Below are 26,598 nucleotides of genomic sequence, written 5' to 3' on the forward strand. Positions count from 1 at the left end.
AACCGCGTTCGGTTATTTGTTTGATGGCCTCAGCTTTGAATTCAGGTGTAAAACGTGGTTTTGCCATGATGCTCTCCTAAAGGTTTATTCTAACTTAAGGAGTGTCTAGTGTTTTAGGGGAAGTCCAATAACCTTCACAGTCTCACTGCCAGGCTGTACTTCACTGAAAGAAAAACGGCAGCGTATCGGTGGGCTACATGAGCGTTTTGGCCGTAATCCAGCTGTTGCTGTGTGCGAAAGTGGTGAGCTTGACAGTCATGATAAGAGTGAATGGTCGTTCGTAGTGGTTGGAATGACAAAGCGTGAAGTTACGTCACTGTGCAGTCAAATTGAAGACAAGCTACAACGTACTGTAGAAGGGCGAGTGCTTGATGTGCGCCAGCAGTTTCTATAGTTTTCGGTTTCTTTTAAAAGGAAGGGGTTGTTTTCGACAATAAAAAGCCAGAATCTAAAACAGATTCTGGCTTAAGTGTAGTTTAGTGAGCACCTAAATACGTATCTTTACAGTACTTGGACGATAGCGTCAGTTACTGCATCAATGTTGTTTAAGTTCAAGGCTGCAACACAGATGCGGCCGCTAGCTACAGCGTAGATTCCAAACTCATCACGTAAGCGCTCCACTTGCTCTTTACTTAAACCTGAATAAGAGAACATGCCGCGTTGCTCAACCACAAAACTGAAATCTTTTTTTGCGCCTTTGGCTGCAAGTTGCTCAACCATCAATTTGCGCATGCGCATAATGCGGTCACGCATTTCTCCAAGTTCTTCTTGCCAGAGGGCGTTTAATTCTGGAGTATTCAGTACTAAGTCAACGACAGAAGCACCGTGTGTTGGTGGGTTAGAGTAGTTGGTCCGGATCACTAGCTTGAGTTGTGATAGAACTCGTTTTGCTTCTTCTTTTGATCCGGCCACAATCGATAGGGCACCAACACGCTCACCATAAAGGGAGAAGGATTTAGAGAAAGAGCTAGAGACAAAGAAGGGCATATCTGAGTCAGCAAATAAGCGTACAGCTGCCGCATCTTCATCAATCCCTTCAGCAAAGCCTTGATAAGCTATATCCAAGAATGGCACGTGATTGCATTCTTTTAATACCTCTAGTATTGCCTGCCATTGCTCAGTGTTAAGGTCTACCCCAGTAGGGTTATGGCAGCAGGCATGCAGAACAACAATGGATTGACGCGGTAGTTCGCGTAAATCCTCTAGCATACCTTCGACATCAACACCTTGCTGAATTGGATCATAATAGCGGTAATTTTGTACAGGGAATCCAGCAGCTGAAAATAATGCACGATGATTTTGCCAGCTTGGATCACTGATCGCTACTACGGCGTTTGGTAATAAACGCTTGAGGTAATCAGCGCCAATTTTTAACGCTCCAGTACCACCGACCGCTTGGCTAGTGATAATGCGACCCGATTTAATAATGTCTGAATCAGCACCAAATAACAGTTTTTGTACCGCACTGTCGTATGTACCAATACCTTCTATGGGTAGGTAGCCGCGAGGGGCTCGTGCTTCTGCACGTGCTTTCTCAGCTAATTCAACTGCTTTTAGCAAGGGGATACGACCAGCTTCATTGTAATAAACACCAACACCGAGATTGACTTTTTGCGGGCGGGTATCGGCGTTAAAAGCTTCGTTCAAACCCAAGATTGGGTCGCGTGGCGCCATTTCGACGGCAGAGAACAGGCTCATGTTTAGCGAACTCGATAATTGTGGAATGGAGGGATTAGCTTAACAGACACTGCGTCGAGACGCAGCGCGATTCGGCAGGTATTATAACAAGCTCTCCACTTTTTTATTTAAAATTTGTTTTGATATGATTTTTGTAGTTTAACCACTTTGGCTATTAGGGGTATGCATGTCACGCTTTGAGCTTGTCACACAATTTGAGCCCGCAGGAGATCAGCCTGAAGCTATTCGTAAGCTGGTTGCAGGCTTAGAGGCTGGATTATCACATCAAACATTGCATGGTGTGACGGGTTCTGGAAAAACTTTTAGTATGGCTAATGTGATTCAAAATGTGCAACGCCCCGCTATTGTTTTAGCGCCGAATAAAACATTAGCCGCACAACTTTACGGGGAGTTTAAAGAGTTCTTTCCCAATAACGCTGTTGAGTATTTTGTCTCTTACTACGATTATTACCAACCGGAAGCCTATGTCGCGGCTTCGGATACCTTTATTGAGAAAGATGCCTCCATCAATGACCATATTGAGCAAATGCGCTTATCCGCGACCAAAGCACTGCTTGAGCGTCCAGATGTCATCATTGTGGCGACAGTTTCCAGTATCTATGGTTTAGGTAGCCCTGATAGTTATTTGAAAATGGTGGTGCATTTAGACCGTGGTGACCGTATTGATCAACGCACTTTATTGGCGCGTTTAGCAGATTTACAATATACCCGCAATGAAGTGGATTTTTCTCGCGCTACTTTTCGAGTGCGCGGAGATGTAATTGATGTATATCCAGCTGAATCGGACTTTGAAGCTATTCGTGTTGAGTTGTTTGATGATGAAGTTGAAAGTATCAGTGCTTTCGATCCTTTAACGGGACAGGTCATTGGTAAGTTGCCGCGTTTTACTTTCTATCCTAAATCGCACTATGTCACGCCACGGGAAACCCTGCTCGAAGCGGTCGAGAACATTAAAGTTGAGTTGGCTGAACGTTTAAATTATTTACGAGATAATGATCAACTTGTGGAGGCTCAACGTTTAGAGCAACGCACACGTTTTGATATCGAGATGATCCTCGAGCTAGGCTATTGCAATGGCATTGAAAACTATTCTCGTTATTTGTCAGGTGGTAAGCCTGGTGCACCGCCACCGACATTATATGATTACCTGCCTGATAATGCTTTAATGATTATCGATGAGTCCCACGTATCTGTACCTCAAATTGGGGCCATGTATAAAGGTGACCGTTCACGTAAAGAAAATCTGGTTAATTATGGTTTCCGCTTGCCATCGGCATTGGATAACCGTCCGATGCGTTTTGATGAGTGGGAGGCAGTCAGCCCGCAAACCATTTTTGTTTCTGCAACACCAGGCCCTTATGAAGCCGAGCACTCTGGGCAGGTGGTGGAACAGGTTGTACGTCCAACTGGGTTAATTGATCCGGAAATTGAAGTGCGTCCTGCTTTGACGCAGGTAGATGACTTGCTCTCACAGATCAGTGAACGTATTGCTTTAGATGAGCGAGTTTTAGTCACGACACTGACGAAGCGTATGTCCGAAGACTTAACAGAATACCTAACGGATCATAATGTGCGCGCCCGTTATTTGCATTCAGATATTGATACCGTAGAGCGCGTCGAGATTATTCGGGATTTGCGTATGGGTGTTTTTGATGTCTTGGTTGGAATCAACTTATTACGAGAAGGTTTAGATATGCCCGAGGTATCCTTGGTGGCTATTTTAGATGCCGATAAAGAAGGTTTTTTGCGTTCTGAGCGTTCATTGATCCAGACCATAGGCCGTGCTGCACGCAATCTCAATGGTAAAGCTATTTTATATGCTGATCGTATTACTGGGTCCATGGAGCGGGCGATTGAAGAGACCAACCGTCGCCGTGAAAAGCAGATTGCTTTTAACACTAAGCATAAGATCACACCAGTTGGTGTGAAGAAAAGTGTTAAAGATATTATGGAAGGTGCTGTGGTGCCGGGATCGCGCAGTAATAAACGCAAAGCTCAGGTGAAGGCTGCTGAGCGGGCAGCTGAATATGATCAGCAGCTGCGATCGCCAAAAGAGGTTAGCCAACGCATAAAGCAGTTGGAAGAAGAGATGTACCAATTAGCTCGCGATCTTGAATTTGAAGCTGCAGCGCAATTGCGCGATGAGATTCAGCGGTTACGTTTGCGCTTACTTGATATTTAACGACTAGAATTGATCTACAGTATTTAAATACAGTGCATCTGTTATAAGCACAGCTGGAGTGATTCGACCAGAATTTGTTAAGATACTTGATTGATTTTTCCAATTCATTAGCTTTGAGTGAACTAAATGACCACTGTACGTACTCGTATTGCACCTTCGCCCACTGGTGATCCACATGTTGGCACCGCTTATATTGCATTATTTAACATGTGTTTTGCGCGTCAGCACGGTGGTCAATTTATTCTGCGTATTGAGGATACTGACCAAGTGCGTTCAAGCCGAGAGTCAGAGCAGCAAATTTATGACTCCTTACGTTGGCTAGGTATTGAGTGGGACGAAGGACCAGATGTGGGTGGTCCTCACGGTCCTTACCGTCAGAGTGAGCGGGCAGATATTTATAAAAAACACGCGGATTTATTGGTGAAAAATGGCCATGCTTTCCCTTGTTTCTGTAGCGCTGAGCGCCTTAATGAAGTTCGAGCCGAACAAATGGCCAATAAGCAGACGCCAGCTTACGATGGTTACTGTTCACACTTAGATCCAGCAGAAGCACAAAAACGTGTTGATGCAGGTGAGTCTCATGTGATTCGCATGCGTGTGCCAACCGAGGGCGTATGTGTTGTTGAAGACATGCTGCGTGGCAAGGTTGAAATTGGTTGGGACCGTATGGATATGCAGGTTCTGATGAAGGCTGATGGTCTGCCAACTTACTTTTTAGCAAACGTGGTTGATGACCATTTAATGGGAATCACCCATGTGCTGCGCGGTGAAGAGTGGCTGCCTTCTGCGCCAAAACTGATTGCATTATATGAGTATTTTGGATGGGAACAACCAACCTTGTGTTATATGCCATTGTTGCGTAATCCGGATAAAAGCAAACTATCTAAGCGTAAGAATCCTACTTCCGTTACGTTTTATGAACGTATGGGGTATCTGCCTGAGGCGATGCTCAACTATCTCGGCCGTATGGGCTGGTCTATGCCTGATGAGCGTGAGAAATTCACTCTTGAAGAAATGATCGAACACTTTGATATTAATCGTGTTTCTTTAGGCGGTCCAATCTTTGACGTAGAAAAACTATCGTGGCTTAACGGTCAGTGGCTGCGTGAACTTAGCGTAGAAGCCTTTGCGGAGGCTGCGCGCAACTGGGCCTTCAATAACGATTACTTGATGAAGATTGCACCGCACGTACAAGGTCGTGTGGAAACTTTTAGTGAAATTGCGCCCTTAGCTGGTTTCTTTTTTTCGGGTAGCGTGCCTTTAGATCCAGAGCTTTTTAAACACAAAAAGTTGGATGAAAAACAAGTGCGTCAGGCGATGCAGATTGTATTATGGAAACTTGAAGGTTTGCGGCAATGGAATAAAGATGGCATTACCGCTTGTATTAATGAAACGGCTGAACTTTTAGAATTGAAACTGCGCGATATTATGCCGTTAATGTTTGCCTCCATAACTGGGCAAGCAAGCTCGGTTTCTGTCTTAGATGCTATGGCTATTTTGGGTCCTGACTTAACTCGATTTCGTTTGCGTCAAGCACTTGAGATGCTTGGCGGCGCCTCAAAGAAAGAAGTGAAAGCTTGGGAAAAGCTCTTAAAGTAATACCCAAATGAAAAAAGCCGCGCTGCCCAATAAGGGTAAGCGCGGCAAACGATCTGATTAGGATGTCAGATCGATGAGGGTTGACGGATGTTTAAGAGCTGTGTTGAGCCCATGCGAGCTGCAGTCGTTAAGAGGTTTCGTGCTGCATAGGGTAGGGGGTTGAACCAGCTAACCACTGTATGGCTGCAGCCTAAGCGTAATGCATCCTGTGCCAATTCTAGACTGCTTTGCAGGCCGCTCGGATGTAAAACTAAAATACGCTCACGGTTTAAGCCCGTATCGCGTAACCATTGGGCTGTAATCTGATTAGGTGGTGAGATTAAGGTCAGCCAACGATCATGCTCACCCTCGCTGAGATCACGCAAGATGGGGGCAATAAGTTGTAAGCATTGCTGTGCTTGTCCTGCTAGAGTAATTTCGCTAAATAGATCGTCATATAAATCGCTTGTACTCCCTGTTTTAAACTGGGACTTATGAGTAGAAGTAGCGAATACTGGCGTCATTGCAACATTCATAAGTGGCTCAAATAATGAATGTTCTAGGGGTATTTGGCGAGTCATAAATCCTCTACTTAGCGGCGTATTACGCCGACACTCAAGCCTTCAATGATGAGCTCTTGGGTTTTCAGGTCCAAGATAATTGGCTCAAAGTCTGAGTTTTCAGGTAACAACCAAACCGTATCGCCCTCACGCTTGTAACGTTTTACGGTGACATCATCATCAATACGGGCAACAATAATTTGCCCATTGTGTGCTTCTTTGGTGGCGTGTACAGCTAAAAGGTCACCATCAAGAATACCAATATCTTTCATGCTCATGCCCCGTACTTGTAATAGATAGTCAGCACGTGGTTTAAAAATGTCTGGATTTACAGGGCAGGTGCCGTCAATGTGTTGCTGAGCGAGTATAGGTTCACCGGCAGCAACACGGCCAATTACGGGCAGCTCATTTTCATTGAAAATGATATCGCTGGCGTCCACAGGATCAATGATTTTGAGTCCGCGGGATGCTCCTGGAATCATTTCAATCGCGCCTTTGCGTGCCAAAGCTTTAAGATGGTCTTCGGCAGCATTTGGTGATCTAAACCCCAACTCTTTAGCAATTTCTGCACGGGTTGGAGGGTAACCATTATCTTCGATCCAAGTTTTAAGAAAGCTTAAAATCTCAGATTGACGTTTTGTTAATTTAGGCATAATCAGACTCTGTTATTTTATACAGTGCCTGTTATTGTATACAGTCATTTTTTATATGCAACGTTTCTTGCGGGCTGTTTTGAGCTTTTTCGTGCAAGGCTGGGCAGGAGAAAGACACCAGTTTATGTCGTTTTATAAGATACATGCGATATGTAGTCGATAGCAGGTGAATAGGCCTGCGTAGTTGAGGTTTACCCGCTATAATCATGGCATCTATCTTAATTGTTTTGATACTGACCTATGTATAGTTTATTGCGTCGTTTACTTTTCAAACTCTCACCAGAAACAGCACATGAGTTAACCATTGATTCACTAGGTGCGGCAGGACGGCTTGGGCTTCCTAAGCGAGTGATTAAGCAGCCAACCTCGTTGCCAGTCACCGTGATGGGAATTGAATTTCCAAACCCTGTTGGTTTAGCTGCCGGTCTTGATAAAAATGGCGATGCTATTTTAGGGTTGTCAGGCTTAGGGTTTGGCTTTATTGAAATAGGGACAGTCACTCCGCGACCACAGCTAGGTAATCCAAAACCACGCTTATTTCGCTTGCCTGCGGCGGAGGGGGTTATTAACCGGATGGGGTTTAATAACCTTGGAGTTGATCACCTTGTAGAGCGTGTAGAGAACGCTAATTTTTCTGGGGTGTTAGGGATTAATATTGGGAAAAATGCTGATACTCCAGTGGAAAATGCAGCTGATGATTACTTGCTGTGTATGGATAAAGTATATCGACATGCCAGTTACATTACAGTCAATATCAGTTCACCAAACACACCAGGGTTGCGCACGTTGCAGTTTGGTGATTCTTTAAGAAATTTACTTAGCACTTTACGTCAGCGTCAAGAGGAGTTGACTGCGTTGCACGGCAAGTATGTGCCTTTGGCAATTAAAATTGCTCCGGATATGAGTGATGAAGAAATTGTTGAAGTTGCTAATATTTTAATTGAGACACGTATGGATGCTGTGATTGCAACCAATACGACTCTATCCCGTAACGGCGTTGAAGGGATGCTGCATGCTGATGAGTCTGGCGGTTTATCTGGTGCTCCAGTTCGTGAACAAAGTACCCACGTGGTGCGAGTATTAGCTGAGATTTTGCAAGGTCGCTTACCCATAATAGCAGTTGGTGGTATTACAGACGGCCGTCATGCAGCAGAAAAAATTGCAGCAGGAGCCAGTCTAGTGCAAGTGTACTCAGGGTTTATTTATAACGGCCCAAAGCTTATTCGTGAGTCGGTGGACGCAATAGCAGGTTTGAATTGATTAACTTATATCCCCCCCTTGAAGTCGTGGGGTGCTATTAGGGTATTGTGCGCAGTTTGCAGCATTGAACCCGCTCAGCTGCGCCGAAAACCTCCCCATCAGCTAATTAACCAAACTTAGCGAGTGATTAAGGATTTAAACGGGCAAAGATCATGAGGTTTTCTGGTGATATCATGCTGATGATCATGTAAAAAACATGCTCTAATGGATCACGCTTGAGTCTTTTCATTAATGTAGAAGCTTTAGCTATTGACTAGAATTGTTACCGCCGACTTTATTATGAGGTCGTATATTATAGCGTTGTAAAACCCATATGCTCCCAAACATTCTATGCTGGCTGAAAAGGGCAAACATATAAGAGTTTTAGCTGATGTTGCGCTATCATTGAACGAATGTTTTGGCGTATGTATACAGGATAAGTGAATACAAAAAGCATAAAGATCAGTTTTTTACTCTTAACTTTAATGCCTTACTGGCTTTGATCTCGGCCACATATGCTTCATAAAACGTACTCATTTGCTATGAAATGATGAAGAATTATAGACCAGCCTGCAACTAATGAGGCTGCTCAATCTATAGATTTAAATTAAGCACCTACTGGAATATTTATGCCCGCGAATAAAGAAGTTGAATTATATTTAACCTGCCCTAAAAGCCTAGAAGGTTTGTTGCTAGATGAAGCGCAGACACTTGGTCTAATGGATGCTCGCGAGCAACTAGCAGGTGTTTCAGGGCATGGCACTTTGCAAACCGCTTACCGACTCTGTCTATGGTCACGACTGGCTAACCGTATATTGCTGGTATTAAAACGTTTTAATGTAAAAAACGTAGAAGACTTGTATCACGGTATTAATGATTTGGACTGGTCTGATCATTTATCAGCTAATGGCACTTTGTCCGTTGAGTTTACTGGTCGCGGCTCCGGTGTTGATAACACACACTTTGGTGCATTAAAAGTTAAAGATGCCATTGTTGATGCTTTGCGTGATGAGCACGGTAATCGCCCGTCGGTGGATAAAGTTAATCCGGATGTGCGTATTCACTTACACCTTAACCGCGGGGAAGCAACACTTTCACTTGACTTATCTGGTACCAGTTTGCATCAGCGAGGGTATCGCTTACAGCAAGGCGCTGCACCTTTGAAAGAAAATTTAGCAGCCGCTATTTTACTACGTGCGGGCTGGCCAAAACTGGCTAAGCAGGGTGCGGCATTGGTTGACCCTATGTGCGGTGTCGGTACTTTTCTTGTTGAAGGCGCAATGATGGCTGCTGATATAGCACCAAATCTACGCCGTGAGCGCTGGGGGTTTACACGTTGGTTAGGCCACATACCCGCCATTTGGCAGCCGATTTATGAAGAGGCCCAGCAGCGTGCAGCAAAAGGCTTAGCTCAGCCACCATTATGGATTCGTGGTTATGAAGCTGACCCACGACTGATTCAACCCGCACGTAATAATATTGAGCGAGCGGGCTTAGCCGGTTGGGTTAATATTTATCAAGGCGAGTTAGCAACCTTTGAACCTAAACCTGATCAGGGGCAAACAGGCTTGATCGTGACCAACCCACCATATGGTGAGCGCTTGGGTGATGAGGCAAGTTTATTGTATCTTTATCAGTACTTAGGTGAGCGCTTGCGTAGTACCTGCCTAGGTTGGGATGCAGCTGTATTTACTGGGTCGCCTGAACTGGGTAAACGTATGGGATTACGCAGTCATAAACAGTATTCATTATTTAACGGTGCTTTACCGTGTCGCTTGCTGTTATTCCAAGTAACTCCTGAACGGTTTGTTTTAGATTACAGATCAAAAAAACAAGAGAATGCTCACCCTATTCATGACACAGCTCCACGCTTAACGGGCGAGCAAGAGCAACCTATGGTAGCTGTTGAGCCTGCTCGTTTAAGTGAAGGCGGACAAATGTTTGCTAACCGTTTAAAAAAGAATCTTAAACAGCTATCCCGTTGGGTGCGTAAAGAAAAGATTGAATGCTACCGCTTATATGATGCAGATATGCCGGAGTACGCACTGGCGATTGATATCTATGCTAACTGGGTGCACGTACAAGAATATGCTGCACCGCGCAGTATCGATGCAGAGAAAGCTCAAGGCCGTTTTTTAGATGCGCTGGCTGCAATTCCAAAGGTGCTGAGTATACCGCCTGAGCGGATTGTGATTAAACGTCGCGAACGACAGGTTGGTACTCGTCAATATGAACGCCAAGCAGAGCGAGGACAGTTTATAACGGTTACTGAGGGTGGAGCTAAACTATTGGTGAATCTGACTGACTATTTAGATACTGGCTTATTCTTAGATCACCGTCCTATACGCATGCGCATTCAGCAAGAGGCGATAGGTAAGCGTTTTTTAAATTTATTTTGTTATACCGCAGTAGCAACTGTGCATGCTGCAAAGGGCGGGGCGCGCAGTACGACAAGTGTTGATTTATCAAAGACTTATTTAGACTGGGCTAAGCGTAATTTAGCACTAAATGGGTTCTCTGATAAACATAATCTCGTGCATGCTGACGTCATGGTTTGGTTAGAAAATGATCGGGAAACTTATGACTTGATCTTTGTTGATCCTCCTACGTTTTCTAACTCTAAACGCATGGATGATGTATTTGATGTACAGCGTGACCATGTTGTCTTGCTCGATCGCGCGATGGCCCGTTTAGCGCCTGGCGGCAGCCTGTATTTCTCTAATAATTTCCGTCGTTTTGTGATGGATGAAAGCATTGAGCAACGTTATCAAGTGACTAATATTACAGGGCAAACTTTTGATCCAGATTTTTCCCGAAATAAAAAGATACACCAAGCATGGCATATTACTCAGCGTACTGACTGATTTAGATCGTATATTGCTGAAGTGAAGCGTATGATAAGTAACTTTGCAAGTTTATAATATGATAATTAAAAGCAACCCACCGGGAGGTGCTTAGAATGAATGATAAAACCAAGCAAACTGCTGTTGTACCAGCAGGTGAAAAATTACAAAAAGTCTTAGCCCGTATGGGCGTTGGCTCGCGCCGTGAAATGGAACGTTGGATCGAAGAAGGTCGCATCCAAGTCAATTCCCGTGTTGCTAAATTAGGCGCGCGAGTGGATGCTTTAGACGCTATTACTGTCGACGGTCGTCCACTTCAAAACGATGCTGCTGATTTTATGCAGCGTCGTGTGCTGATTTATAATAAGCCAGAAGGTGAGCTGTGCACTCGTAATGATCCAGAAGGTCGTCCGACCGTTTTCGATCGTATTCCTAAGCCACATGCGGGCCGATGGATCAATATTGGGCGCTTAGATATCAATACCACTGGATTATTGATGTTTACTACAGATGGTGAGTTGGCAAACCGCTTGATGCATCCGTCCTATCAAATGGACCGTGAATACGCTGTGCGTGTACGTGGAGAAGTGACTGATGAGATGCTCGAAAACTTGAGAAATGGTGTGATGTTGGAAGATGGCCCAGCAAAATTTACCGATATTCAAGCGGCACCTGAAGGTGATGGTTATAATCGTTGGTTCCATTGTGTGGTAATGGAAGGGCGTAACCGAGAAGTACGTCGCTTGTGGGAATCTCAAGGCGTTGTGGTCAGTCGTTTGAAGCGTGTGCGTTTTGGACCCGTTTTCTTAACATCTGAGTTGCGTATGGGTCGTTGGCGTGAGATGAGTCAGTCTGAAGTTGATATTCTCAGTAAGGAAGTGGGTTTAGAGCCCATTGCTTTACCTGAAATGAGTTTAAAAGCTAAAGAGAAGATGGAACGCCAACAGCGCAAAACGGCTAAGCCGGTTAATAGTGGTCGAGGTAATCGTCGCGGTTCTGAAAAAACGGTTTACACTACCAGTCGTGAACAGCCAACAGAGTTTGCTAAAGACTCTAAAAGACCACGCAGCTCTAGTTCTACGGAGCGTAAGAAAACACCTGTGCGTCGTTTACGCCCTACCAAGTAAGTTATAATATCCTGATCTGCAGCCAGGGGCTTCTCTCATATGAGTTGGCTGCAGAATCTATGTAAAAGCTATCAGATCAAATTAATGCTTTTGAAGTGGGGACGGATCGAGCGGGAATGCCGCATCGTACTGGCACAGTGATGCGGCTTGTTGGAGGGTTACTGAGCATCCATAGCTTGACCAGTAACGCCTTTACTGTCTGGGCCCATGAGGTACAAGTACAGCGGCATAATATCTGCTGGGGTTGGGCGAGTAAGCGGATCTTCGCCAGGGTATGCGTGGGCACGCATATCAGTACGAGTTCCACCAGGATTGATGCTGTTCGCACGGATACTGGTGCCTTCCATTTCATCAGCCATTACCTGCATCAATCCCTCAGTTGCAAACTTAGATACCGCGTAAGATCCCCAATAGGCTCGACCTTTACGTCCTACACTGCTGGAGGTAAAGATCACCGATGCATCTTTAGATAAGCGCAGCAGTGGTAGCATGGCGCTGGTGATCATGAAAGTGGCATTCACATTGATCTGCATGACTTTGACAAACTGCTCGCTGGCGAGCTGATCTAGCAAGGTGCGAGGGCCTAAAATAGAAGCATTGTTGAGTAAGCCGTCTAAATAACCGAACTCTTCTTCAATCATTGCACCTAGTTCTTCATAGGCTTGCATACTGGCCACTTCCATATCCAATGGGATAATTACTGGTTCAGGGTGACCGGCCGCAACGATTTCATCGTAGACCGTATTAAGGTGCTTTTCGGTTTTGCCTAATAGCAAAACGGTTGCACCGTGAGCAGCATAGGTGCGTGCTGCTTCTGCACCAATACCGCGACCAGCGCCTGTCACGAGGATTGTGCGGCCTTTTAATAAATCAGCAGGAGCAGTGTAATTAAACATTATTAATCTCTTTAAAAACAATGAGTTAAGTTAGTCTTCTTATGTAAAATCTAGCCTGTTAAGAGTAGCCCTAGATTTCCAGTAGAAAGCGCAGTTCGCTGATATTATTGATCACAGCATCGGCCCCCCAGTTATCAGGGTTGTCACCGGCTTGGTTGTAGCCATAACGAACTGCAATTGTGCGCATACCTGCAGCACGGCCGGCCTCTATATCACGTTGATCATCGCCCACATAAATAATTTGGCGCGGGTGAAATGCTAACTGCTTACTAGCAGCCAATAGCATATCGGGTGCGGGCTTGCTTTTTTCGACATGATCAGGGCACAGCAATACTGCGCAGCGTGCTGATAAACCTAAAGCTTTCATCAATGGTGCAGCAAAGCGTAGCGGTTTATTGGTAGCTACGCCCCAACGAATACCCACTTGGTCTAGAAAATTTAACTGTTCTAAAACTCCAGTAAAAGGCTTGGTGAACTCAGCAAAACGTATCTCGTAATGAGCTAAAAATTCATCACGTAAAGGCTCAAGCTGTGGGTTCTCCATGTTGAGATTGAAGGCATAGGCAACCATAGCTAGAGCGCCTCGAGAAACCTGTTGTCGAAATCTCTCCTCATGCACTAAGGGTGGCAACTGACGCTCTGCACGCATTGTTTGAACAATAGCGTAGAAGTCTTTGGCGGTGTCCAATAACGTTCCATCCAGGTCAAATAAAACCGCTTTAATGGACATTAGGTATCCCTAGTGGTATGCATCATATAATTGACATCCACATCAGACTCTAATTTGTAGCGTTTAGTTATCGGGTTATAGGTGAGACCAATCATATCTTGGACCTGTAAACCCGCAGCTCTGCTCCATGCACCCAGTTCAGATGGGCGAATAAACTTCTTAAAATCATGGGTACCGCGTGGCAGTAGACGCATGACATATTCAGCCCCAACAATGGCAAACAAGTAGGCTTTGGGGTTTCGGTTGATTGTAGAGAAAAACACCTGGCCACCGGGCTTAACAAGGTTGTAGCAAGCGCGAATAATGGAAGCTGGGTTAGGTACATGCTCAAGCATTTCTAAACAGGTTACCACATCAAAGTGCCCCGGCATTTCTTCGGCCAGTTCTTCAGCGGTGACTTGTCGATAACTCACATCTACGCCTGTTTCAAGCTGATGTAGGCGGGCGACGGCCAGTGGTGCCTCCCCCATATCAATCCCTATGACTTTAGCGCCACGCTGAGCCATGGCTTCGCTTAAAATACCTCCGCCGCAGCCAACGTCTAAAACGTTTTTACCTGCTAAAGGTGTGCGTTCATTAATCCAGTTAACCCGTAGCGGGTTAATATCATGCAGAGGTTTGAACTCGCTTTCACGATCCCACCAGCGATGAGCTAAGGCTTCAAATTTCGCAATTTCAGCATTGTCTACATTGGTCATAATCTGTCCTATACGATACATGCCGCGACATAATTCGGACATAATGCCAGTTTTTTATCGATTTTGCTTTTAATGTTATTTTTGGGGTAATGATAAATCCTATAAAAAACTTCAACAATTTCTTATAAGTATTTGTTTTTAATAAGATTTTATCCTTACAATATCGACTATCACCAATAATGGCTTATTCACTTATACGTAACAGGCGGCGATCTTTTAACAGTTGTTTGCCACCCAGCCCATACATGTTCTACACAGTGGCGACTGCGGCATAGATTAGTTGAGAAACAGGGTCGTATAACGTCTGCACGGATGGATCATTAAAATCAAAAGCCGTGATACCGGCTAACTTTCCTACTTCTAATGATCCTATTTGATCTTCTAATAAGCCTATGAGCGGGCGCCATACGTAATGCTCGGTGAGCAGCCATAGGGCTGACGGATTTTACTATAGCTTTAACTAACAGAGCTGTAGTTCGTATCTCGCTGAGTAAAACAAGGTTATTATTTGCTGCGCCGTCAGTCCCTATAGCAAAAATACTGCGCCAGCTGGCTCAATGGGTAAGAGCCTTTCGGGAGTAGTAACAAGTCTAATGGCGAGTGCAGCATGCAGAATCCTGTTGGGTGAGTGGAGTAAGTGTTTTCTGAGAGAGCGCTTCATAACAAGTATCAATTATGCAGATAGATCTGCAGGTTCGGTCATAACTGATTATTTATCAAGGATATGCGATCGATACGAAAACAGATGCTAGCTACAGGAAAGCAAAGACGTTGGAGTGATGGAGCACTGTACTTACTGGATCTAAACTTTTTACCATAGGAGAATATTTGGCATTGTTGTGAGCAGCTTTCAGGTAACGCTCAGTTGTTACTCAAGTGCTGGTAAGCTGTGCAGCTAAAGAGGCTGCTGCTTTTATTGTAGTACTGTCGACTTACTTAGAGCAGCCACGTCGGCATGTAGAAATCATTGGATTGATTTTCAGCAGTTAGAATAATTAAGGTTGGGAACTGTCAAATACGGTTTATTTATTATGTGCGCTGCAAGCTTAGCGGGCTGCATTTGTGTTAATGATGTTTCAATAAAACTGTAGCTTTGCTGCTTGTCATTGAGGAGTTAAATCAACGGTGGCCTACAATTCATTATTTGATATAACACCAGTCGGCTCATTGGTTTGATTATAGGGTGCGATTTCATTAAACCGTTTTTTCGTATCAAAATCTGTACGCTCATGCAAAAGCGCAGTATGGAGTCTTAACTGAATATGCAGGGGCTGTTAAGAGGTTAAGCCTTCGAGAACAGCCCTAAAATCAATTATACGGGCTATAGCGGCAAAAAGGCCTAGTCTAAGATTGAGCGCCTTTGCGCTGCATGTGTTACTATACATGGCTTGAATTGGGCATGATGAATTAATAAGGAACCGAGCTTCCATGGGTGAATTGGCCAAAGAAATCCTTCCGATAAGTATCGAAGATGAAATGCGACAGTCGTACCTCGATTACGCTATGAGCGTAATCGTTGGGCGAGCGTTGCCAGATGCGCGTGACGGTTTAAAACCTGTTCACCGGCGTGTGCTGTTCGCGATGCGTGAATTGGGTAATGACTGGAATAAACCCTATAAAAAATCGGCGCGTGTCGTCGGTGACGTTATCGGTAAATATCACCCGCATGGTGATACGGCGGTATACGATACTATTGTACGTATGGCCCAGCCGTTCTCCTTGCGCTACCTACTGGTTGATGGCCAAGGTAACTTTGGTTCCGTAGACGGCGATAATGCTGCAGCCATGCGTTATACCGAGGTGCGCATGACCAAGTTGGCCCATGAATTACTGGCTGACTTAGATAAGGAAACAGTGGATTGGGTGCCGAACTATGATGGCACTGAAATGATCCCTGAGGTTCTACCAACGAAAATCCCTAACCTGCTAGTGAATGGATCCTCCGGTATTGCAGTTGGTATGGCAACCAATATCCCACCGCATAACTTAGGTGAAGTTATTGATGGTTGTTTAGCTCTAATTAACAATCCGAACATCACTGTAGATGAGCTGATGCAGTTTATACCCGGTCCTGACTTCCCGACAGCAGGTATTATCAATGGTCGGGCGGGTATTATCGAGGCTTATCGAACTGGGCGTGGTCGCATTTATATGCGCGCCCGCACTGAAATTGAAGACATTGATAAGGTCGGTGGACGTCAGCAAATCATTATCAATGAGCTTCCATATCAACTGAACAAAGCGCGTCTCATTGAGAAAATTGCAGAGCTAGTAAAAGAGAAAAAAATCGAAGGCATCAGTGAACTACGCGACGAGTCAGATAAGGACGGTATGCGAGTCGTCATTGAATTGCGCAGGGGTGAAGTAGCTGAGGTCGTCCTTAACAACCTCTTTGCACAAACTCAGATGCAAAGTGTCTTTGGTATCAACGTTGTTGCCTTGGTTGATGGTCAACCACGTTTGCTAAACCTCAAAGACATGCTAGAGGTTTTTGTGCGCCACCGTCGTGAGGTAGTGACACGTCGCACCGTATTTGAACTACGTAAAGCTCGTGAGCGTGGGCATATCCTTGAAGGTCAAGCTGTTGCACTATCCAACATTGACCCAGTTATTGCATTGATTAAAGACTCTCCAACCCCTGCAGAAGCCAAAGAACGCTTAATAGCGACCGCTTGGGAATCCAGTGCGGTTGCCGCGATGGTTGAGCGCTCAGGTGCAGAGTCTAGTCGTCCAGAGGATCTCGATGAACAGTACGGCATGCGTGAAGGGTTCTATCACTTATCACCAGAGCAGGCTCAAGCAATTTTAGATTTGCGCTTGCACCGCTTAACCGGCCTTGAGCATGAAAAACTGATTGCTGAGTACCAAGAGATTCTTGAGCAAATCAGCGAGCTTCTGCATATCTTGGCAAGCTCTGAGCGTTTGCTAGAAGTAATCCGCGAAGAGTTGGAAAAGATCAAAGCTGATTATGGTGATGAGCGCCGTACTGAAATTACCGCTTCACATGTTGACTTAACCATTGCAGACCTGATCACTGAAGAAGAGCGTGTAGTGACTATTTCCCGCTCAGGTTATGCCAAAAGTCAACCATTAGATGCTTACCATGCACAGCGTCGAGGAGGACGTGGCAAAGCAGCGACTGGCGTTAAAGATGAAGATATTGTTGAGCATTTATTGGTTGCCAACAGTCATACCACACTGTTGTTGTTTTCCAGTAAAGGCAAGGTGTACTGGAAGCGTACTTTCGAGATCCCTGAGGCGTCACGCACGTCTCGCGGACGACCGATCGTAAACTTATTACCACTCGATGAAGGTGAAAGTATCACTGCCATGCTTCCAGTGAATGAGTACACAGAAGGCTATTATATCTTTATGGCAACCGCAAATGGTACCGTGAAGAAAACACCACTGGAGCAGTTTAGTCGCCCAAGAACCTCGGGGTTAATTGCTTTGGCATTAGAAGATGAAGATACTCTTATTTCTGCTGCAATCACTGACGGTGAGCGAGATGTTATGTTGTTTTCTAATGGCGGTAAGGTGACTCGTTTTTCTGAAACAGATGTTCGCCCTATGGGACGTACTGCACGTGGTGTTCGTGGTATGCGTTTACCTGCAGGACAGAAACTCATTTCCATGTTAATCCCTGAAGAGCATACGCAAATTTTGACTGCTTCAGAGCGTGGATATGGCAAACGGACCGAAATTGCTGAATTCCCGAATTACCGACGAGGTGGGCAAGGTGTCATTGCAATGGTTACCAATGAGCGTAATGGTAATTTAGTTGGCGCTATCCAAGTTCTCGACGGTGAGGAAATTATGCTGATTTCTGACCAAGGTACTTTAGTACGTACACGTGTTGATGAAGTCTCATCATTATCACGCAATACCCAAGGCGTAATGTTAATACGTTTGGCCGCTGATGAAACCTTAGTTGGTTTGGAGCGTGTACAAGAGCCCGAAGACGAAGAGTTGGTGGGTGATGAAACTGATGCTGCGGCTGTAGATGCTGATGCTGCGGCTGTAGATACTGATGCAGTTACAGAGCCCGAGCAGAATATCATTAGCGAAAATAAGCAAGTGCTGAGCGATGAGCCAAGCAACCCGGAAGAGTGAGAGAGCAGTGAGTAGAGTTTATAATTTTTGCGCAGGTCCTGCTGCGCTTCCAGAGGCCGTATTGCAACAGGCACAAAACGAGCTACTAGATTGGCAAGGAAAGGGCTTGTCAGTAATGGAAATGAGTCACCGTAGTGATGAGTTTACTGGTATTGCTGCTGAAGCCGAGCAAAATTTACGCGACCTGTTAAGCATTCCAAATAACTATAAAGTGTTGTTTATGCAAGGAGGGGCAAGTCAACAGTTCGCTCAGATTCCATTAAATTTTTTAACTGACGGTGCTTGTGCTGATTATATTGATACAGGCATTTGGTCACGCAAAAGTATTGAAGAAGCTAGCCGTTTTGGCAACATCAATATTGCTGCCAGCGCTAAAAAATATGACTACTTTGCTATTCCGGGTCAGAATGAGTGGGAACTCAGTAAAGATGCTGCTTACGTGCATTATGCGAGCAATGAAACCATAGGTGGTTTACAGTTCGACTGGGTACCGGAAACCGGTGATGTGCCTCTGATAGTTGATATGTCATCCGACATTCTCTCTAAACAATTGGATGTGAGTCGCTACGGCATGATTTATGCGGGGGCGCAAAAAAATATTGGCCCCAGTGGTTTAGTGGTCGCTATTGTCCGTGAAGACTTATTGGGTAAAGCGCGCGCAAGTTGCCCAACCATGCTGAACTATCAAGTGGCTGCAGATAATAGCTCAATGTACAATACGCCACCTACCTTTTCATGGTACTTATCCGGCTTAGTCTTTAAATGGCTTAAAGAGCAGGGTGGTGTTGCAGCGATGGAGCAGCGTAACCGTGCTAAACAAGAGCTTTTATATAAAGCAATTGATGATAGCAGTTTTTATAACAACCCTGTGTCTGCCAATGCTCGCTCTTGGATGAATGTACCTTTCCGCTTGGCTGATGCTCAGCTGGATAAAGCATTCTTAGCCGGCGCCGATGAGCGTGGTTTACTCAACCTTAAAGGTCACCGTTCAGTTGGTGGGATGCGTGCTTCTATTTATAATGCTGTGAGTTTAGAAGCTGTTGAAGCTTTAGTAGCTTATATGCAGGAATTTGAGAAGGAGCACGCGTAAATGAGTGATCAAGCATTACAAGCATTACGTGTGCGCATCGACTCTTTGGATGAAAAAATTCTTGAGTTGATCAGTCAGCGTGCGCAGTGCGCCCAGGAAGTTGGGCGCATTAAAATGGAAACTTTAGAAGAGGGCGAAACAGCAGTCTTCTATCGGCCTGAGCGTGAAGCGCAAGTGTTAAAGCGTATTATGAGCATGAATAAAGGTCCGCTCGGCAATGAGGAGATGGCCCGCTTATTTCGCGAGATTATGTCCACTTGCCTAGCTTTAGAGCAACCGTTGAAAGTGGCTTATTTAGGTCCTGAGGGCACTTTCTCACAGGCCGCAGCTTTGAAACACTTTGGTCATGCAGTCGTCAGCAAGCCAATGGCAGCAATTGATGAAATTTTTCGCGAGGTGGCAGCTGGTGCGGTCAGCTTTGGTGTTGTTCCAGTAGAAAACTCAACAGAAGGTGCCATTAATCACACTTTAGACAGTTTTCTTGAGCATGATTTAGTGATTTGTGGAGAAGTAGAGCTACGAATCCATCACCATCTATTGGTAGGTGAAAATACTAAAACTGATAAAATTTCTCGGATTTACTCCCATGCACAGTCTTTAGCGCAGTGCCGTAAGTGGCTTGATGCACATTACCCTAACGTGGAACGTGTTGCAGTATCAAGTAACGCTGAAGCCGCTAAACGGGTTAAAAGTGAGTGGAACAGTGCGGCCATTGCTGGTGATATGGCAGCGCAGTTGTATGATTTAGACATCCTAGCGGATAAAATTGAAGATCGTCCTGACAATTCAACGCGCTTTTTGATCATTGGTAATCAAACCGTGCCGGCTACTGGTGATGATAAAACCTCAGTTATTATCTCTATGAGCAATAAGCCAGGTGCTTTACACGAGCTTTTAATTCCTTTTCACACTAGCGGCATTGATCTAACCCGTATTGAGACGCGTCCATCGCGTAGCGGTAAGTGGACCTACGTATTCTTTATTGATTTCTTAGGTCATAAAGATGATCCATTAGTTAAAAGTGCACTTGAGAAAATTGCTCAGGAGTCAGTAGCACTTAAAGTGCTAGGATCCTACCCTAACGCGGTTCTCTAACCATATTAAAAGTTGCTGTTGTAAGGGCAGCAACTCATTGTTTGAGGGAAGTAAATGAGTTCTGATTTTCTCACTCTGGCTTTACCTAGTGTTCAAGAGTTATCTCCTTATGTACCGGGTAAACCCGTTGAAGAACTAGCACGTGAGTTCGGCTTAAAAGAGTCAGACATTGTTAAATTAGCCAGTAATGAAAACCCACTCGCCCCTAGCTCTAAAGTTACTGCTGCAATTACAGAGGCATTACCTGACTTAACCCGTTATCCAGATGGCAGTGGTTTTGCATTAAAAGAAAAGCTGGCTCACCGCTTCAATCTTGAAACTGAGCAGATTACTTTAGGTAATGGTTCTAATGATATTTTGGAGCTAGTAGCTCGAGCTTGGCTAGCTCCGGGTCGTAATGCCATCTTTAGTGAATACTCTTTCGCAGTGTATCCTATTGCAACCTTAGCTTCCGGAGCAGAATGTCGTCAGGTCCCGGCTAAAAACTATGGCCACGATCTAGAGGCAATGGCCGCTGCGATTGATGACAACACGCGCGTAATCTTTATTGCCAACCCTAACAACCCTACGGGCACTTGGTTTGATCAGGCAGCGCTGAATGCTTTTTTAAGAAAAGTACCAAATAATGTATTAGTAGTTTTAGATGAAGCCTATATTGAGTATGCAGAGCAAAGTGACTTGCCCGACGGCATGGACTTTCTGAGTCGCTATTCAAATCTATTAGTTTCACGCACGTTTTCTAAAGCTTATGGTTTAGCGGCGTTGCGCGTTGGTTATGCGGTTTCTTCAAAAGAAATTGCAGAAGTACTCAATCGTGTACGCCAGCCTTTTAATGTTAATAGTTTAGCCTTTGTTGCCGCCTGTGCTGCATTGGATGATCAAGAGTATCTTGAGCGCAGTCGAACTATGAATAATCAAGGTATGCAGCAACTCGAAGAAGGCTTTAAACGATTAGGATTGTCATGGATTCCCTCACGAGGAAACTTTATTGCTGTAGACTTTCAGCGTGATGCGAGCCCTATCAATCAAGAATTGTTGCAGAAAGGTGTGATTGTACGGCCTGTTGCTGGTTACGGCATGCCAACATTCTTACGTGTATCTATTGGTACGCAAGCAGAAAACCAACGCTTCTTGGATGCACTCACTGAAGTTTTAAAGCAGGACTAATATGCACAGCACACCCTCATCAGTACCGATTGTCAATTGCCTCGTCGTGATAGGCCTGGGACTCATCGGTTCTTCTTTTGCTAAAGGTGTGCGTGATGCAGGATTAGCGCAAGAAGTTGTTGGTGTTGATCTTGATCCGCATTCTCGCAAGCGAGCTGTAGAATTAGGGGTGGCTGACCGTTGCTGTAATGATTTAGCTGAGGCTTGCAAAGAAGCGGACGTCATAATGCTTGCTGTCCCTGTTTTAGCTTTGCAAACTTTGCTAGGTCAGATTGCCGACCTAAAACTGACAGATACTATTATTACCGATGTTGGTAGCGTGAAAGGACATCTTTTAACAGCTGCGCAAAAAGTTTTTGGAGTTTTACCTCCTTTACTAGTGCCTGGACATCCGATCGCGGGATCTGAACGCAGTGGCGTTGAAGCAGCAAACTCAACACTCTTCAAACATCATAAAGTAATATTAACCCCTCATGAGCAGACCAACCCAGACGCATTGAGGTGCGTACAGCAATTGTGGCAAGGGTTAGGCGCAGATGTGGAAAGCATGAGTGTGGAGCAGCACGATCGGGTACTGGCTGCAACTAGTCATTTGCCACATCTTTTAGCCTTTGGCTTAGTCGATTCCTTGGCAAAAAGAAACGAAAATTTAGAAATATTTCGCTATGCCGCCGGTGGTTTTCGTGACTTTACCCGTATAGCAGGTAGTGATCCTGTCATGTGGCACGATATCTTTTTGGCCAATAAAGATGCTGTTCTGCAGCAGTTGGATCAGTTTCGGGACGATCTTGATGTGCTACGCAACGCTATTGCCGAAGAAAATGGGCGTCACTTGCTTGGTGTCTTTACCCGTGCACGTGTAGCCCGCGAACATTTCAGTACAATTTTAGCCCAAAGGGCCTATGTGGAAACCATGCTTGATAATGATCTGATTTTTTTAGCTAACCCAGGCGGGCAAGTTAACGGCACCATTCGCGTTCCAGGTGATAAATCTATTTCGCACAGAGCCATTATGCTTGGTTCTTTAGCGCAAGGTGTTACCGAGATCGAAGGTTTTCTTGAAGGTGAAGATGCTTTAGCAACTATTCAAGCATTTCGCGATATGGGCGTCGTCATTGAAGGCCCTGAAAATGGACGAGTAGTTGTTCATGGTGTTGGGCTGCATGGTTTGCAAGCACCTCCTGGACCGATTTATGTTGGTAACTCAGGTACGACCATGCGCCTGCTATCAGGCATTTTAGCAGCGCAATCTTTTGATACAACTTTATCAGGCGATGCCTCATTATCTAAGCGACCAATGAATCGTATAGCTAAGCCTTTACGTGAAATGGGTGCTGTCATTGAAACCGCACCAGAAGGTCGTCCACCTTTGACGATTCGGGGCGGGCAACGCCTTACCGGTATGCATTACGAAATGCCTATGGCCAGTGCGCAAGTCAAATCCTGTCTGTTATTGGCTGGTATGTACGCCGGAGGAGAAACTAGCGTCACAGAGCCCGCACCCACTCGAGACCACACGGAACGTATGCTGAGCGGTTTCGGCTATCCGGTTGAAGTAAATGGTCCTACCGCTAAAATCGAAAGTAATCATGCTTTAACTGCGACGCATATTGAGGTGCCTGCAGATATTTCTTCGGCAGCTTTTTTTATGGTGGCTGCTTGTATCGCAGCTGATTCTGAACTGTTACTTGAACATGTGGGAATCAACCCAACACGTACCGGCATCATTGATATTTTAAAGCTTATGGGTGCAGACCTCAGTCTTGAGCGTATTCGCGAAGTAGGCGGTGAGTTGGTTGCTGATATTCGCGTGCGCAGTTCGCGTCTAAAAGGTGTTGAAATTCCTCTTGAGCTCGTTCCCTTAGCGATTGATGAATTTCCAGTGCTCTTTATTGCCGCAGCTTGTGCTGAGGGGCGCACAGTTTTGCGCGGTGCAGAAGAGTTGCGTGTCAAAGAGTCTGACCGTATTCAAGTGATGGTAGATGGTCTCACTACTTTAGGTGTTGACGCGCAAGGTACACCGGATGGAATTATTATTGAAGGTGGCCCGATCGGTGGTGGTGAGGTGTGGGCACATGGTGACCATCGTATCGCTATGTCCTTTAGTGTAGCTGCGTTGCGTGCTCAAGCCCCTATCCGTATCCATGATAGCGTACATGTCGCTACGTCTTTCCCAAACTTTTTAGAGTTATGCGGAAAAGTTGGTATGCGTGTAGCTGTCGAGGAGCAAGCATGAGTCTCCCCGCTGTCATTACCATTGATGGGCCAAGTGGCTCAGGAAAAGGTACCGTAGCCGGTTTATTAGCCAGTCATTTACAGTGGCATTTACTGGACTCTGGTGCCATTTACCGTGTTTTAGCGTTGGCTGCAGTGCAACATGATGTTGCTCTAGATGATGAAGCTCAGCTTGAGCAGTTGGCCACTGCTTTGGATGTACAGTTTATTGTGAATGAAGACCATAAACAGCTCATCTTTTTAGAAGGCAATGATGTTACAGATAAAATCCGTACCGAAACTATAGGTGCGCAGGCCTCACAAGTTGCTGCATTGCCGGCTGTGCGTGCAGGTTTATTGCGTCGTCAACAAAGTTTCCGTCAAGTCCCAGGTTTAATTGCAGATGGACGTGATATGGGGACTGTGGTTTTTCCTGATGCGCCACTCAAAATTTTTTTAACGGCAAGCGCAGAAGAACGTGCCCGTCGTCGTTATTTTCAGTTGAAGGAAAAAGGGGAAGCTGTTACATTAGCGAGTCTGCTTGAGGAGATTCGTGCCCGCGATGAACGTGATATGAATCGAACCATTGCCCCGTTGAAGCCCGCTGAAGGCGCTGTTGTCTTGGACTCAACGACAATGACTATTGAGCAAGTGCTAGAAAGAATTCTTAGCGAGGTTGCTGTTCGCAGCCTGGCTGGATAAAACAAGAGTAGCCGCAATTAATGTGGAATGACTCTCTCATGAGTTATGTAATGCTTCCAGATGCTCAGCTTACATCAGCTCATTTTATAAATAAGACCACATTAATCTGGAATGTGGATTTGGGCAGATCCTTGCCCTCGATCAGCAGGATTAAACATGAGCGAAAGCTTTGCAGACCTTTTTGAAGAAAGCCTAAAAACTCTAGACATGCAGCCCGGTGCAATTATCACTGGTCTTGTTGTTGATATTGACGGTGATTGGGTAACAGTACACGCTGGTTTAAAATCAGAGGGTGTTATCCCAGTTGAGCAGTTCTATAACGAGCAGGGCGAACTGACCATCAAAGTTGGTGATGAAGTTCACGTTGCACTTGATGCGGTAGAAGACGGCTTTGGTGAAACCAAACTGTCCCGTGAAAAAGCGAAGCGTGCTGAGTCATGGCTTGTTCTTGAAGCGTCATTTAACGCTGAAGAAGTTGTTACGGGTGTCATCAACGGTAAGGTTAAAGGTGGCTTTACAGTTGATGTGAACGGAATTCGCGCTTTCTTACCAGGCTCACTGGTAGACGTACGTCCGGTTCGCGACACTACGCACTTAGAAGGTAAAGAGCTTGAGTTCAAAGTAATCAAGCTTGATCAAAAACGCAACAACGTTGTTGTTTCGCGCCGTGCAGTTCTGGAAGCAGAAAACAGTGCTGAGCGTGAAGCATTGCTTGAGAACCTGCAAGAAGGCCAGCAAGTTAAAGGTATCGTTAAGAATCTTACTGACTACGGTGCTTTTGTTGACTTGGGTGGTGTTGATGGCCTGCTGCACATTACCGATATGGCTTGGAAGCGTATTAAGCACCCAAGCGAAATCGTTAATGTTGGTGACGAGATTGACGTTAAAGTATTGAAGTTTGATCGTGAGCGTAACCGTGTGTCTTTAGGCCTGAAGCAGTTAGGTGAGGATCCATGGGTAGCAATCAAAGCCCGTTACCCAGAAGGTACTCGTGTCATGGCACGTGTAACCAACCTGACTGACTACGGCTGCTTTGCTGAACTGGAGGAAGGTGTTGAAGGTTTAGTGCACGTTTCAGAAATGGATTGGACTAACAAAAACATTCATCCTTCTAAAGTTGTTCAGGTGGGTGACGAAGTTGAAGTTCAAGTTCTGGACATTGATGAAGAGCGCCGTCGTATTTCTCTGGGTATTAAGCAGTGCAAATCTAACCCATGGGAAGACTTCTCAAGCCAGTATAACAAGAACGATAAAATTTCCGGTACTATTAAGTCTATTACTGACTTCGGTATCTTTATCGGTCTAGAAGGTGGCATTGATGGTCTGGTTCACTTATCAGACATCAGCTGGCACGAAGCAGGCGAAGAAGCAGTTCGTAACTACAAGAAAGGCGATGAGTTAGAAACTGTAATCCTTTCGGTAGATCCAGAGCGTGAGCGTATCTCTTTAGGTATTAAGCAACTCGAAGATGATCCATTCTCTAGCTATGCTTCTGAGCACGAAAAAGGCTCTATCGTGACAGGTACTGTTAAAGAGGTTGACGCTAAAGGCGCAGTTGTACTTTTAGCTGATGATATCGAAGCAGTTCTGAAAGCATCTGAAATCAGCCGTGACCGCGTAGAAGATGCACGTAACGTGTTGAAAGAAGGCGACGAAGTTGAAGCTAAAATTATCAACATCGATCGTAAATCTCGCGTTATTAACTTGTCTATCAAGTCTAAAGACGTTGAAGAAGAAAAAGATGCAATGAAAGAAATGCGCAAGCAAGAAGTTGAAGCAGCTGGTCCGACCACTTTAGGTGATCTGATTCGTCAAGCTCAGGAAGGCAAGAACTGATTCGTTCTTAGCATTCAAAAAGGGTGGCTTTAGCCACCCTTTTTTTATACTGGACTTCCCCTAAAACACTAGACACTCCTTAAGTTAGAATAAACCTTTAGGAGAGCATCATGGCAAAACCACGTTTTACACCTGAATTCAAAGCTGAGGCCATCAAACAAATAACCGAACGCGGTT

General features: G+C 45.1%; 19 protein-coding genes and 1 pseudogene. 13 read left to right on the forward strand and 7 right to left on the reverse strand.

Going from position 1 to position 26,598, the window contains the following annotated elements:
• The first annotated feature begins 127 nt into the window (after nucleotides 1-127).
• The gene (locus tag TOI97_RS12415) at nucleotides 128-394 is read left to right on the forward strand and encodes a DUF503 domain-containing protein (protein ID WP_321554470.1); all 267 of its coding nucleotides are present in this window, start codon (nucleotides 128-130) and stop codon (nucleotides 392-394) included.
• Nucleotides 395-501: 107 nt separating this feature from the next.
• On the opposite strand, the gene TOI97_RS12420 is transcribed toward TOI97_RS12415, so the two are convergent.
• Nucleotides 502-1,698 carry an amino acid aminotransferase gene (locus tag TOI97_RS12420; protein ID WP_321554453.1) on the reverse strand — a complete coding sequence of 399 codons (1,197 nt, stop codon included), beginning with the start codon at nucleotides 1,696-1,698 and terminating at the stop codon, nucleotides 502-504.
• Between the two features lie 166 nt (nucleotides 1,699-1,864).
• Here TOI97_RS12420 and uvrB point away from each other — a divergent pair, with 166 nt between their 5' ends.
• Nucleotides 1,865-3,880, forward strand: a complete 2,016-nt coding sequence (gene uvrB, locus TOI97_RS12425) for an excinuclease ABC subunit UvrB (RefSeq protein ID WP_321554454.1) — start codon at nucleotides 1,865-1,867, stop codon at nucleotides 3,878-3,880.
• Between the two features lie 126 nt (nucleotides 3,881-4,006).
• Entirely contained in the window at nucleotides 4,007-5,479 is a 1,473-nt protein-coding gene (gltX, locus tag TOI97_RS12430) for a glutamate--tRNA ligase (protein ID WP_321554455.1), read from the forward strand.
• Nucleotides 5,480-5,544: 65 nt separating this feature from the next.
• Here gltX and sulA read toward each other — a convergent pair whose 3' ends face one another.
• On the reverse strand, nucleotides 5,545-6,039 hold the full coding sequence (gene sulA / locus TOI97_RS12435; protein ID WP_321554456.1) for an SOS-induced cell division inhibitor SulA: 495 nt from the start codon (nucleotides 6,037-6,039) through the stop codon (nucleotides 5,545-5,547).
• Nucleotides 6,040-6,050: 11 nt separating this feature from the next.
• Nucleotides 6,051-6,671, reverse strand: coding sequence for a transcriptional repressor LexA (lexA, locus tag TOI97_RS12440; protein ID WP_321554457.1), 621 nt, complete (start codon nucleotides 6,669-6,671; stop codon nucleotides 6,051-6,053).
• A gap of 240 nt (nucleotides 6,672-6,911) precedes the next feature.
• On the opposite strand from lexA, the gene TOI97_RS12445 reads away from it, so the two are divergent.
• The 3 genes from TOI97_RS12445 to rluB all read left to right on the forward strand — a co-directional run bounded on the left by TOI97_RS12445 (nucleotide 6,912) and on the right by rluB (nucleotide 11,880).
• Nucleotides 6,912-7,931, forward strand: a complete 1,020-nt coding sequence (locus tag TOI97_RS12445; RefSeq protein ID WP_321554458.1) for a quinone-dependent dihydroorotate dehydrogenase — start codon at nucleotides 6,912-6,914, stop codon at nucleotides 7,929-7,931.
• Nucleotides 7,932-8,539: 608 nt separating this feature from the next.
• Nucleotides 8,540-10,774 carry a bifunctional 23S rRNA (guanine(2069)-N(7))-methyltransferase RlmK/23S rRNA (guanine(2445)-N(2))-methyltransferase RlmL gene (gene rlmKL, locus TOI97_RS12450; protein ID WP_321554459.1) on the forward strand — a complete coding sequence of 745 codons (2,235 nt, stop codon included), beginning with the start codon at nucleotides 8,540-8,542 and terminating at the stop codon, nucleotides 10,772-10,774.
• Nucleotides 10,775-10,869: 95 nt separating this feature from the next.
• Nucleotides 10,870-11,880 (forward strand): 23S rRNA pseudouridine(2605) synthase RluB, encoded by a 1,011-nt coding sequence (rluB, locus tag TOI97_RS12455; protein ID WP_321554460.1) that lies wholly within the window; start codon nucleotides 10,870-10,872, stop codon nucleotides 11,878-11,880.
• Nucleotides 11,881-12,038: 158 nt separating this feature from the next.
• On the opposite strand, the gene TOI97_RS12460 is transcribed toward rluB, so the two are convergent.
• From TOI97_RS12460 to TOI97_RS13375, 4 genes and pseudogenes are all read right to left on the reverse strand, one after another.
• A complete protein-coding gene (locus tag TOI97_RS12460) occupies nucleotides 12,039-12,776 on the reverse strand; it encodes a YciK family oxidoreductase (protein WP_321554461.1) in 738 nt (245 codons plus the stop codon).
• Between the two features lie 70 nt (nucleotides 12,777-12,846).
• Nucleotides 12,847-13,506: an HAD family hydrolase gene (locus TOI97_RS12465; protein WP_321554462.1), complete on the reverse strand. Its 660-nt coding sequence runs from the start codon at nucleotides 13,504-13,506 to the stop codon at nucleotides 12,847-12,849.
• On the reverse strand, nucleotides 13,506-14,204 hold the full coding sequence (gene ubiG / locus TOI97_RS12470; RefSeq protein WP_321554471.1) for a bifunctional 2-polyprenyl-6-hydroxyphenol methylase/3-demethylubiquinol 3-O-methyltransferase UbiG: 699 nt from the start codon (nucleotides 14,202-14,204) through the stop codon (nucleotides 13,506-13,508). The genes TOI97_RS12465 and ubiG overlap by 1 nt, the downstream gene beginning before the upstream one ends.
• A 184-nt stretch (nucleotides 14,205-14,388) precedes the next feature.
• Nucleotides 14,389-14,737, reverse strand: a pseudogene (locus TOI97_RS13375) (amidohydrolase family protein); the annotation flags it as partial.
• A gap of 895 nt (nucleotides 14,738-15,632) precedes the next feature.
• On the opposite strand from TOI97_RS13375, the gene gyrA reads away from it, so the two are divergent.
• From gyrA to rpsA, 7 genes are all read left to right on the forward strand, one after another.
• Nucleotides 15,633-18,317 (forward strand): DNA gyrase subunit A, encoded by a 2,685-nt coding sequence (gene gyrA / locus TOI97_RS12475; RefSeq protein ID WP_321554463.1) that lies wholly within the window; start codon nucleotides 15,633-15,635, stop codon nucleotides 18,315-18,317.
• A 7-nt stretch (nucleotides 18,318-18,324) separates the two neighbouring features.
• Entirely contained in the window at nucleotides 18,325-19,407 is a 1,083-nt protein-coding gene (gene serC, locus TOI97_RS12480) for a 3-phosphoserine/phosphohydroxythreonine transaminase (protein WP_321554464.1), read from the forward strand.
• Complete coding sequence (gene pheA / locus TOI97_RS12485) at nucleotides 19,408-20,502, forward strand: prephenate dehydratase (protein WP_321554465.1); 1,095 nt, start codon at nucleotides 19,408-19,410, stop codon at nucleotides 20,500-20,502. It abuts the gene before it with no gap.
• A gap of 54 nt (nucleotides 20,503-20,556) precedes the next feature.
• Nucleotides 20,557-21,669, forward strand: a complete 1,113-nt coding sequence (gene hisC / locus TOI97_RS12490; protein WP_321554466.1) for a histidinol-phosphate transaminase — start codon at nucleotides 20,557-20,559, stop codon at nucleotides 21,667-21,669.
• 1 nt (nucleotide 21,670) lies between these two features.
• A complete protein-coding gene (locus TOI97_RS12495; protein WP_321554467.1) occupies nucleotides 21,671-23,905 on the forward strand; it encodes a bifunctional prephenate dehydrogenase/3-phosphoshikimate 1-carboxyvinyltransferase in 2,235 nt (744 codons plus the stop codon).
• Nucleotides 23,902-24,585 carry a (d)CMP kinase gene (gene cmk, locus TOI97_RS12500; protein ID WP_321554468.1) on the forward strand — a complete coding sequence of 228 codons (684 nt, stop codon included), beginning with the start codon at nucleotides 23,902-23,904 and terminating at the stop codon, nucleotides 24,583-24,585. Before TOI97_RS12495 ends, cmk begins: the two co-directional genes overlap by 4 nt.
• 156 nt (nucleotides 24,586-24,741) lie before the next feature.
• Nucleotides 24,742-26,421 (forward strand): 30S ribosomal protein S1, encoded by a 1,680-nt coding sequence (gene rpsA / locus TOI97_RS12505; RefSeq protein WP_321554469.1) that lies wholly within the window; start codon nucleotides 24,742-24,744, stop codon nucleotides 26,419-26,421.
• The last annotated feature ends 177 nt before the right edge of the window (nucleotides 26,422-26,598 follow it).

This window comes from Denitrificimonas halotolerans (assembly GCF_034259425.1).
Classification (GTDB): domain Bacteria; phylum Pseudomonadota; class Gammaproteobacteria; order Pseudomonadales; family Pseudomonadaceae; genus Denitrificimonas; species Denitrificimonas halotolerans.